The sequence below is a fragment of the Dysgonomonas sp. PF1-14 genome (assembly GCF_029892965.1).
Taxonomy (GTDB): Bacteria; Bacteroidota; Bacteroidia; order Bacteroidales; family Dysgonomonadaceae; genus Dysgonomonas.
In genome coordinates, this window is record NZ_JARXWN010000001.1 from 351,598 (window position 1) to 363,096 (window position 11,499).

Here is an 11,499-nt window from a genome sequence, read left to right on the forward strand (position 1 = left end):
CTATTGTAATATAGCTTATTAGCTTATTAGCTTATTAATAATATTGTTGGAGACGTGAGCTCTGATTATCAGGGCATTAGAAGTATCTGAGATGCGTGAAAATTTATACTCTTGTTTAAATGGCGTTAGAGAGGTTTATATATGATTGAAAAAAAATATAATAACAAAGAATACAACTTTGATAACCAACTGTACATCACAGAAGAAGATGGCAGATTTGGTTTCCTAAACAAATCAGAAAAAGAAATCTCTCCACCCATTTTCGACTTCTACCACATCTATCAAGGCTTTGCAGTTGTAAGGAAAGGAAATCAAGTTGGTAACCTGTTTTTTCATGAAGGAGTTCAAGAGCCTTTGAAGTATCGGACAGTTGAGATATTTGAGATTGTTCGTAATGGTAGATATGGTGTTGATAGTGTTGATGGAACGAGCATTATTCCATATCGATACGATTATACGAGAATTTACTATAAAATCATTGTTTGTAAATTGAATGAAGGATATTATTTGTTTAATACCAAAGGAGAACCCATTATAGACATACCCTTTCAGGATGTTGATTTAACAATATATCAAAACTATCGGTACTTCAATCCATTAAATTCATCAACAAGAGAACTAACAATAGAGAGAGGTATTTCTGTCAAAACAAATAATAAATGGGGTGTGATTTCCCAAAAAGGCAAATGGATTATTCAGCCTTCTGTAAAAAACGCCAATGACATTGAATTGTTTCAACACATACAACCACATCAAGGGTGGTATTATATTCTAAAAGACGAAAATGATAGAAAAGGTATTGCAAATGAATATGGTAAGCAGATTGTACCATGCCTGTATGATGAGATTATTGTTGATAATCTGAAAATAGCAGATAATGGAAGAGCGTTTATTGTAAAAACAGGAGAAAAATATGGTTTGTATAGTACTAATGGAAAATTGATTCTTCCTTGCTCCCATGATTGGATAAACTATATCATTGATGACATTTATTTAACTGTGTGTGATAAATCACAGAAAGTAATGAATTTCGAAAAGGTCTTAAATATAGAATGGGATGAGTGTCAAGAGCTTGACAGCAATTGTGTTGATGTTTATTCACTACGCCTTGATGTGTTACTTAGTATAGGTATGTCTTTTTATCACGACCTTTGTTATCCTCAATATCAGCCATGTACCAAAAATGTATTAGATGATGTAGATATCCGAAATGCTATAAAATGGTATTTGTTTGCAGCCGAACTTGGTAATGACCTTGCTATAACGGCATGTTACAATGCGTATAAATATGGCATCGGTGTAAGTGCAGATATGGAAATAGCAAACAGATATTTGAAGCGGTTGCCTAATTGTATTTTCTGAGAATAAAGCATATATAGAAGGGGTATGAATGAAGTCGTGTTTGATGATTATTGCTTATCCTTTCTTCCCGTTTCGCAATAATGTTTAACCAACTCATAAAAATTACCCTCAAATCTCATTACATAACTTTCTCCATATCTTTGAGAAAAAATGCAAGGATAATAACTACGGTCACCTTTCGGGATATGCAATTTTTCTTCTAACATAGAATAAGTATGATATTTAAGATTAGGAATAATCCGAACATATTTATTTGTCGGGTCTGCACTTTCATTTCTATACAATGATGTTAATAGCTGTAAATCCCTGTCATTTAAAGATAGAAACATATGCCAAACATCCTCTTTGTGTTGTTCATATTTGGACATATTGTATTGCATATTTTCCCGTTCTACTGCTGCTTTACGAGAATTCTCACTCCACCTATTTGATAAATGATGAATTGAATTTACAATTAAGTAAGTTGCACAAAATACAATTATCAATACCACTGTATCAGTATTGATAAATTTAAAATATATTGCAGTTACTAAAACTGAAATCAGAATGTATTGTAATTTTGTTTTTTCAATTATTGCTTTTAGCCAATCCATGTATAGAGTATTTAACAAAATCAAATATAAAAATAAAACTGATTATAATAATACTAATAATTAAGATATATTTTACTTAGGTAATTTTCTAAAAATCAATCCGACAGCATTACATATTCATATATAAGAAGCATAGACGAAGGTGCTAAGTCTCTATATTTGATTGAGTGTTCTTTTTTACCCAACTTGATGATATTTGGTTTCTTGAAATCTATTTCTTTTTCTCTGTAATTTACCATTACGCTATTTCGGGAGACCTTGATAGAAGTAACAACAGCATAATTATGTTCATCTGTAAATATAACAATATCAGCACAGTCGAATTCAAATATTTCTTCATATCTATTTAGCTTATTTGCTAATCGTTGTATCATTTCCTTTTGATATTTCTTCTTAATTTCAGCATTTATTTTATCCACTAAAACATCCATAATTCTATATGTAAAATTAAAATTCAAAGAAATATAAAATTAGTGTAAAACTAATATTGTAAAAGATGAAATTACCTTATTTCTTATAAAAAAGACATTGTTTCAATACATTTTCAGCATCACTTTGACACCTCTGCCAATATTCTCTCAAACCAATATTATATTGCAATATAGCCTATACACACCCCCTATGCCGTACCCACAGGGCGGTATCCTACTTTTGAGAAATTTTGAAAAACGTTTTTTTATATACGGGTAGATTATCTTGTCCGTCTCTCCCTTCAAAATAATTTTTTTTTGAAAAATTTTTCATTTCAGGAGAGTAACCCTGTTCCATTTTGATACATAGATATGGGAAACTGTGTCTCACTTTGGGGCTTGGTCAGTATCCTCCATGTTTCAACCTGACACACCATAAATAAGAATATACCATAAGATTATATAAATAAGATTATGGTATAATGTCTAATTTTACCTTAACAGGTAATCTTATCCATATACTTGCTGAATTTATAGTGAACTTTCACAAAATAGTTCATTTTAAACTTATTTATTTTAACAATTATTAGGATATTTGTTTGTGTAGTGATATTTATTGTATATAAACAGGTATGATTATGACAAAAAAAGAATTACAAGTTATGTACGATGAAATATTACGACATTTAAAAGAAATCGGGCATCCAAAATATACTACATTCAGGAAATTACTTGATGAAGCGATGGAAGTGTTCGATTGATAGAATAAACTAAGAGATAGGTTAGCTACCGATAAAGGGAAGGTATCTCATACCGCCTTCCCTTTCTATTAGTCCAAGAGAGTTATTGTTAAAGAGTATGGGATAAATAATAAAAGAAAAAAGGTATGAGACTACATGTTACAACAGTTCAAGCCGTATTTGAATACGGATTACACATATACACCATATGTACACGAGTTAAGCGACAATTTAGACACCAATGAGGTATTGGTTATCGGCAATCTGCTAAATAAGCTCAATAGCTTTAATGCAGACCTGACCATTCATCACACAGACAATATAAGTCGCTATCATTACTACTACAATCAGAAGGAAATCTACACCAAAGAGCTAAGGTCATTCTCTCGTTCTACACTTGGGAGGACATTAAAATCCCTTAGAACCAAAGGACTTATTGAGTGCCATGCGGATAAAAACCCGAATGGTAAAGGATATGATACAACCTATTATTTCATCAATACAGAGGCTATAAGTAAACTTATGGTTCGGGATGACAATGTGCCTGTATCGAAAAAGAATGGGGCTGATTACCTACTAAAATCCAAAAATAAATCTAACAAAGATAAAGATATTCCGAAATCAGTCATGATGGTTCGGGAACTGAATGAAATTCAAAAGCGATTTGACCAAGGCGAAATAGAACAGATGGAATATAACGCACTATTCCAACCATTGAAGAAACAAATACAGAGTGCGTGCAATAAATTAATAACAAGGAATAAAACAACGAAATTATGGGAAATAGCTTAAATAAAGTATATAGCAGGGAAGAACTGTTCAGCAGTGTCTTCGATTTATGGCAAAACGGGTTGCCACAGGGTAACAATATAGGATTATCCTCAGTGGATAACCTGATACGATGGGAATTAGGACGCTTGTCTGTGATAACAGGCGTTCCGAACTATGGTAAAAGCGAATTTTTAGACTTTGTTTGCCTTCGCTTGAACCAACTATATGGATGGAGAACATTATATTTCTCGCCTGAGAACTATCCCGTCTCCCAACACTTTGAGAAATTGGCATCAAAAACATTGTATAAACCATTCAACAGGAAATGTACATCAGAAGAAGAATTGCATATGGTCTTTGATAAGATAGTGTCAAACTTCTTCTTTATGGATTACCAAGCTGTCAGCACGATTGATAATATATTGAGTATAGCAACAGATTACATTGTAAAGGAAGATATAAAAGTATTGGTTATAGACCCTTTCAACCGCTTAGAGCATCAGCGACCGCCAAGCCTGACAGAGACAGAGTATATCAGTAAATTATTGGATAAGTTGGGGAACTTCGGAAAACAGCATAATATCCTGATACAGTTGGTAGCCCATCCCCGCAAGATGAACAGGAATAAAGACGGAGTTATGGAGATACCGACCTATTACGATATTAACGGGTCCGCCAACTTCGCAAATAAAGCTGACTATTGTTTGGCGGTTCACAGAGACTTTGTTGCAAACGAAACTATCATAGATGTTCAGAAAGTGAAATTCAAGAATTTAGGATGTATTGGTGATTGCAGACTAAAATATGACATCAAAAGCGGGAATTATATGGAGACGGATGACGACAGCCCTGTCCCGCCTGATACCAAAACGAATAATGAGCTAACAGGAACAGGCAATGATAATATGGAAACCATGAAACAAATCATCAGAAACAGCCACAGGATAGAAATATTTAATTCCTATCCGAATGACAGGGAGAATACTGAAAAGTTTGATTTTTACAAAGACATGATAGAGTTTGATGCAGAAACAGACACGACAGAATTTAATACGCTATTTGAGGCTGAACTGAAAAGAGGTAATGTAAAATATCATAAAGCAGTCGTAACCCCGAATGTATTGGATAAGACAGTCAGCCTGTTCGATAATGTGGAAAATACCAAGCCGAAAGATATAAACCTGTTGGAGTTCCTGACGACTGAAAGGAAAGATATTGATATGGCAGCCATCAGGACAAGCCCAACATATAAAGAGGATAAGAAGAAACTACCTGCTATCACTGTATCGGCCCAGTTTCATAATAAACGAAGCATGAGCGACAGTTACATTCATTCAGGCTTAATCTGTATTGATATCGACCAAAAGAAAGACGAGAATGACACGAAAGGGAATTCCCCTGATGTATTGCAGCAAGTCCCGACCTTATTGAAGGGTATGAACAATATCGCCTATTTAGGACATAGCCTGAGCGGGAAAGGTTATACCTGTATTATCCCGATTGCACAGCCCGACCGACATAGGGAACATTTCAGGGCGTTGCAGGATGACTTTATGAAGTTGGGCATTCGGATAGATGAAAGCTGTATAGATGTGTCGAGGCTGCGTATATACTGCTATGACAGGAACGCATATATCAACCCTTATGCAATACCGTACACAAGCACCAAAGAAAAAGAGGTGAAAGACCGACACATGGAAAAGACCGATATTGACGACCCCGAATTACAGAAACTCATAACTAATATAGAGGCTAACCGCATAGACATTGCCCCGTCTTATCGGGAATGGTTTGAAATTGGTTGCGCCCTGTACTGTGAATTTGAGGAAAAGGGCAGGGAGCTATACCACCGCATTAGCAAACAGCATCCGAAATATGACAGGGACAGTACAGATGACCAATTCGACAGGATTGTAGATAATGAATATGAGGCGTATTCGATTAATACGCTATATCATTATTATCATATGTATAGAGAATGAATTTTTAAAATTCAATTAGTTAAGTGTTAAGTGGAGGTTGCTCTGAAAGGGCAACCTTATTCTATATCAAAAGGGGACACTAATAATTCTTTAACATTGGAAACGTAGAATTAAAAATATACCCCACAATATACCCCAAAAAGAAAAACCCACTGATAAATCATTAATTATCAATGGGTTTTCTGTTGTAAAATGTGGTCCCACCTGGGCTTGAACCAGGGACCCCATGATTATGAGTCATGTGCTCTAACCAACTGAGCTATAGGACCTGATTTTCGGCGGTTATTCCGAAATCGGTTGCAATATTACTGCTTTTTACTGAAACGAGCAAACTTTTGGATAAAAAATGAAGTAAAAAAATATTAGAACCCTCTTAGTCTGCTTGTTGTATCTGATGATTACGGCTATCTATGATTGCTAAAGTAATATATAATAATATGCCGGCGGCGATACCGAGTATCTTAAAAACCGAAACCAGTACAATGACTGCTACAATTAGAAAATAACGGTATTCATTCCCTTTCAGTTTGAAACTCTTTACCTTGAGAGAAAACATTGGTATCTCGGAGACCATCAACGATGAGAATACGAGAATGGCAACCAGAAATATATACATCAGGGTGGGAGTAAGGTGCACATTGTGTGTAAGCCCGTAGCAGAAACTTACCCAGAATAAGGCATTTGCCGGAGTATTGAGCCCGATGAATGCTTCCGACTGGCGTTTGTCTACATTGAACTTAGCAAGGCGTAATGCCGAAAATATGGCTAACAGGAATGCCATATAAGGCAGATATTGTTGTATCAGCTCGTTCTGAGTAATCAGTGGCAGATTTTTTATCAGGAATGTGAATACAGCAACACTGGGTGCAACACCGAAGCTAACCATGTCCGATAATGAATCCAGTTCTTTACCCATCGGCGAATATGCCTTTAACAGGCGTGCTGAGAACCCGTCGGAGAAATCGAATATGGCAGCGATAATAACCCATACAACAACCATAAAGAAATTTCCATGAAATGCCATTACTGTTGCAATACACCCCGAGAAAAGATTAAGGGAAGTAAAAAAATTGGGTATATGTCTTTTCATTCTTTTTTATGATTTGAGTTTCGCTATTATAGTCTGATTCCCTGTAACCTTCTGATCCATTTCTACCAATATTTCAGAACCTAAAGGCAGGTACACATCAACCCGCGATCCTAGTTTTATAAATCCGAGATGTTCATCAATGTGGCCTATGTCACCGGCTTGGGCATAAGTGACAATACGGCGCGCCATGGCTCCGGCAACCTGCCGTAGCAGTAGTTGGTGTTTGCCGTCTTCGGTTTCCATAACTACTGTCGACCGTTCATTTTCAGTGCTCGATTTAGGCAGATATGCTGCCATAAAGCGTCCGTCGTGGTGCTGTGATATTAGAACTTTCCCGTTTATGGGATACCAGTTGGCATGCACATTGAATGGTGACATGAAAATGGAAACTATAATGCGTTTATCCTTAAAATATTCACCTTCATATACCTCTTCTATAGCAACTATTTTACCGTCGGCAGAGGCTACTACCGTTCCGTCGGGGTCTCCTTTGAATTGACGGTAAGGGCTTCGGTAGAAATTAAGCACTATGAGGAATAGTACCAAAGAAACAGCTCCTATTGTATAGGATAAGATATGATGGTGAAAAAAATACCACAATGCTCCGTTCAACAGAATCAGAATGATAAGATATGTCGTTAAAACGCCGCGTCCTTCGTGATGAACTTTCATTATTCTATTTTGAAAAACATATTCTTTGTAACTTGCAAAAGTATCTTTATTTGGTGATATATACAAATTTGCTATCTGATTTTTGAGTTAAACAAAAAGGGAGATTTCACTAAAATCCCCCTTTTTATTTATTTTTAATTGTATCGGATATAAAAACGATACTGCTTATAATACATAGAGCGAACTGATAGACTCATTGCAAAGAACCCTGCGTATAGCATTCGCAAAAACTTCAGCAACAGAAAGTACCACAACCTTCTCGCATTTCTTCGAATATGGGATACTGTCGGTAAATACCATTTCGGTAAGTCCCGATTGATCTACGCGCTCCGAAGCCGGATCGGACATCACAGCATGGCTGGCTATCGCCCTCACCGAACGGGCTCCACTGGCCATCATCAGGTCGGCAGCTTTGGTGATAGTGCCGGCTGTGTCTACAATATCGTCTACCAGTAGCACATCCATACCGGCAACATCCCCGATAATCTGCATCTCGGATATTTCGTTTGCTTTCTTTCTCAGTTTGTAACAAATAACCATCGGTGCGCCGAAATACTTAGCATAAGAACTGGCGCGTTTTGTTCCTCCCACATCGGGTGTTGCAATTACCAGATTGTCTCTGTCGAGAGACCTGATATAATCGACAAAAATGGCGGAAGCATACAAGTGGTCTACCGGAACATCAAAGAATCCCTGTATCTGGTCGGCATGCAGGTCCATCGTGATCAGGCGACTGATACCCGCAGCACTAAGCATGTCGGCAATCAATTTCGCACCGATAGATACACGCGGCTTATCTTTTCTGTCCTGTCTGGCCCATCCGAAGTAAGGTATCACAGCCACGATAGAGTGTGCCGATGCTCTTTTGGCAGCATCTACCATCAGTAGTAATTCCATCAGATTGTCGGAAGACGGGAACGTAGACTGCACCAGAAAAACCTGAGCTCCTCTGATAGATTCTTCATAAGATACTGAGAACTCGCCGTCGGCAAAACGCTCGATATTCATTTTCCCCAGAGGGCATCCTAAACTTGCGCAAATCTTTTCTGCTAAATACCGGGATTTTGTTCCCGAAAAAATCTTGAAAGGAATGTTACTTTCCATTTTGTCAATTAATCTTTAAGGTAGGTTTGGTTATTGTTTCTAACAAACTGTAAAATTATAAAAAACAAATCACTCTTGGGGTGCTTATGTCGTAGAAAATTTGATGATCTTTCCCGAACAGGCTTCCATATGTATATATAGCACCTTGTCCCAGCGCGAACTCAGTATGAAATTTTTCTTGGAAAAGAGCTCTTTAGCGCTCCTGATACGCTGAGGATCAATATTCATGTAGTCGAACGCTTCAGATGGGATACGGACGGCTATTTCGCGCGCCTCATTGTCGAAATTGGCAACCACCAGTGTAAAATCTTTCTTGCCCGATCGCAGGAATATGTATTGTTTCGTTGCGTCAAATTCAGGATTCTCGTAATTGGCGTACATCAGGTCGAAGAATTTACCCGAATTGATGCTTTCTTCCTCTTTGGCAATGGCGATCAGTTGTATATAGAATTTCCGAAGATCAGCCTGTTCTTTACTCAGTGCCGAATTCCCGAATGCACCATTGTTACGCCAGTTGCGCACACTCTCTACAGACCAATAGTCGAAAATGGTAGTGCGGCCGTCGAGCCCGCTGAAACCTTCTTTATCCATGCCTTTCTCTCCTAGTTCCTGTCCGAAATATATCATTACAGGATTGACGTTCATGGTAGCAGCAACAATCATTGCCGGAATAGCTTTGAATGCATCTCCCGCAAAGAAATCGGATGCGATACGTTGTTCATCGTGGTTTTCGAGGAAGTTCAGCATCTTGGGTTGTAGCTCGCCGATACGTTGCCAGCAAAATGTAATGTCGGATGCCGGCTTATATCCGCAGGTAATATCACGTAATGTATCATAGAGGTCTACCTTGTCGTACAGATAGTCGAAGAGTCCCCAGTGTACATAGTTCTGATACAGAGACGGATTATACACTTCGGCAATAAAGATCAATGATTTGTTTTTCATCTTCACCTTTGGTATCACCCAGTTCCAGAATTCTACAGGCACCATTTCAGCCATGTCGCAGCGAAAACCATCCACGCCCTTTGCCGTCCAGTATAGGAGTATATCCTTCATCTTAAGCCATGTGTCAGGGGTAGGGGTGAAGCAGCTCGAACGCCCGTTGGTATAGTCTACACCATAATTGAGCTTTACTGTTTCGTACCAGTCGTTGACTGACGGCCTGTTAGAAAAACAATCGTTTCCGGTTGCTTTCGCCGGATATTCTATATATGCGTTTTCTCCTTGCTGAACAGGGAACTGTAGTTCTAGCCGCTGATTCGGGATATAGTAGAAATTATTGTCCGGTTCGAATGAAGCAGTAGTATTGTCATCCTCCCCGAAGTCTTTCACCTTTTTAGGCTTTGCATCGGAATGGTATTGACGGGCAACATGATTAGGTACAAAGTCTATGATCACCTTCATGCCATTCTTATGCGTACGGTCTACCAGCTCTTCAAACTCTTTCATACGGTCTTCGACAGCGTTAGCCAAATCAGGCGATACATCATAATAGTCGCGTATAGCGTATGGCGATCCGGCATTGCCTTTCACTACATCGGGGTGGTCTCTAGGGATGCCCAGTGCCGAGTAATCGGTCTTAGATGCATGCTCGAGCACACCTGTGTACCAGATATGGGTAAAGCCCATCTTTTTTATCTCTTTCAAAGCTTTGTTGTCAAAGTCCGAAAACTTTCCTGTTCCGTTCTCCTCCAATGTTCCATTTTCTTTATTAACGCTTTTGCTGTTCCCGAAAAGTCTGGGAAGTACTTGGTAAATGAATAGTTTTTCTTTCATCGCAATTTTGTTATCGATGTATTGTGTTGTTTGTTGTCTTTAATTGCATTTCCGGAAAGTCTTTTAGCAGCGACTCTTTGTTTTCCTTAATGAAGTCCATTGTAAGATCATATCCTGCCTGATATATTTCATCCACATGATCGAGGTCGAACATCGAGTATTTGGACAGTGATGCCGATTCTATCAGGTAATCGCACAGATTGCGGTCGAGTAATGTATTCGATCCCGACATATAATGGAATGAACGCTCGGCAATATATTTTATAGAACTCCTGAACTCGGCTGTAGTAATAGGGCTGACATTTACACCTATAATTTTCATACACTCGCGTCGAATGGTCGATACCGGAAAGTTCTTGAACAGCCCGCCGTCTACATAGTAATGCTTGTTGATCTCCACAGGCCTGAATATAATCGGAACGGAACAGGATGCAATAACCGAAGGGATAAGTGGCCCCGATGTAAAGGTATAGCTTTCTCCGTACTCTATATCTGTGGCTACTACATGTAACGGTATGTTCAGGTGTTCGAATGTTTTTGCCCTCAGGTGTTTTTTCAGAAAGGATTGAAATCCTTCACTTTTGAAGAACCCTCCATGCGGAATCGTAAACTCGGCGAATTCGCGGAATACTTTCTTCTGGAAAAAAGTGAGTATTTCTTTAGGGCTGTGCCCATCGGCATAGAGCACTCCGGCAAAAGCTCCGGCACTGGTACCCGCTATGATTTCGGGATAAAGGCCATTTTCGTTCAGTGCCTGTAGTACGCCCAAATGGGCAAATCCTTTGGCTCCTCCTCCGCTGAGAGCTATTCCCAGTTTGTATATGTTCCTATTTGTGTCCATTCTGTTCTTAAGAGCTAACGAACTATCGTGCAAAGGTAATGATAATGTTTGTTATAGAGGAGGTTGGCAATGCAAAAAACGGAAACACCTGAAAATCTTATGATTTAGTAACTATTTAAATTTGGCCGAAAATATTTCATGTAACTGTTTCAGATTAT

The 11,499-nt window shown here is 38.2% G+C and carries 11 protein-coding genes and 1 tRNA gene; 4 read left to right on the top strand and 8 right to left on the bottom strand.

Going from position 1 to position 11,499, the window contains the following annotated elements:
• Nucleotides 1-141: 141 nt before the first annotated feature.
• Nucleotides 142-1,362 carry a WG repeat-containing protein gene (locus M2448_RS01620; protein ID WP_280644526.1) on the top strand — a complete coding sequence of 407 codons (1,221 nt, stop codon included), beginning with the start codon at nt 142-144 and terminating at the stop codon, nt 1,360-1,362.
• A gap of 47 nt (nt 1,363-1,409) precedes the next feature.
• Here the strand turns inward: M2448_RS01620 and M2448_RS01625 are convergent, their stop codons facing one another.
• Together M2448_RS01625 and M2448_RS01630 are read right to left on the bottom strand one after the other, a co-directional pair.
• The gene (locus M2448_RS01625; protein WP_280644527.1) at nt 1,410-1,955 is read right to left on the bottom strand and encodes a hypothetical protein; all 546 of its coding nucleotides are present in this window, start codon (nt 1,953-1,955) and stop codon (nt 1,410-1,412) included.
• Nucleotides 1,956-2,050: 95 nt separating this feature from the next.
• Entirely contained in the window at nt 2,051-2,386 is a 336-nt protein-coding gene (locus M2448_RS01630) for a hypothetical protein (RefSeq protein ID WP_280644528.1), read from the bottom strand.
• 617 nt (nt 2,387-3,003) lie between these two features.
• Here M2448_RS01630 and M2448_RS01635 point away from each other — a divergent pair.
• From M2448_RS01635 to M2448_RS01645, 3 genes are all read left to right on the top strand, one after another.
• Nucleotides 3,004-3,126, top strand: coding sequence for a hypothetical protein (locus tag M2448_RS01635; RefSeq protein ID WP_280644529.1), 123 nt, complete (start codon nt 3,004-3,006; stop codon nt 3,124-3,126).
• 135 nt (nt 3,127-3,261) lie between these two features.
• A complete protein-coding gene (locus M2448_RS01640; protein WP_280644530.1) occupies nt 3,262-3,897 on the top strand; it encodes a hypothetical protein in 636 nt (211 codons plus the stop codon).
• Nucleotides 3,882-5,858: a PriCT-2 domain-containing protein gene (locus M2448_RS01645; protein WP_280644531.1), complete on the top strand. Its 1,977-nt coding sequence runs from the start codon at nt 3,882-3,884 to the stop codon at nt 5,856-5,858. Before M2448_RS01640 ends, M2448_RS01645 begins: the two co-directional genes overlap by 16 nt.
• 195 nt (nt 5,859-6,053) lie before the next feature.
• Here M2448_RS01645 and M2448_RS01650 read toward each other — a convergent pair.
• The 6 genes from M2448_RS01650 to M2448_RS01675 form a co-directional block, all read right to left on the bottom strand.
• A tRNA-Ile gene (locus M2448_RS01650) sits at nt 6,054-6,127 on the bottom strand.
• 104 nt (nt 6,128-6,231) lie between these two features.
• Nucleotides 6,232-6,948, bottom strand: coding sequence for a CDP-diacylglycerol--serine O-phosphatidyltransferase (gene pssA / locus M2448_RS01655; protein WP_280644532.1), 717 nt, complete (start codon nt 6,946-6,948; stop codon nt 6,232-6,234).
• Nucleotides 6,949-6,954: 6 nt separating this feature from the next.
• Entirely contained in the window at nt 6,955-7,620 is a 666-nt protein-coding gene (locus tag M2448_RS01660) for a phosphatidylserine decarboxylase family protein (RefSeq protein ID WP_280644533.1), read from the bottom strand.
• 165 nt (nt 7,621-7,785) lie between these two features.
• Nucleotides 7,786-8,724, bottom strand: coding sequence for a ribose-phosphate pyrophosphokinase (locus tag M2448_RS01665; RefSeq protein WP_280644534.1), 939 nt, complete (start codon nt 8,722-8,724; stop codon nt 7,786-7,788).
• An 84-nt stretch (nt 8,725-8,808) separates the two neighbouring features.
• The gene (locus M2448_RS01670; protein WP_280644535.1) at nt 8,809-10,500 is read right to left on the bottom strand and encodes an alpha-amylase family protein; all 1,692 of its coding nucleotides are present in this window, start codon (nt 10,498-10,500) and stop codon (nt 8,809-8,811) included.
• A gap of 10 nt (nt 10,501-10,510) precedes the next feature.
• On the bottom strand, nt 10,511-11,341 hold the full coding sequence (locus M2448_RS01675; protein WP_280644536.1) for a patatin-like phospholipase family protein: 831 nt from the start codon (nt 11,339-11,341) through the stop codon (nt 10,511-10,513).
• Between the last annotated feature and the right edge of the window lie 158 nt (nt 11,342-11,499).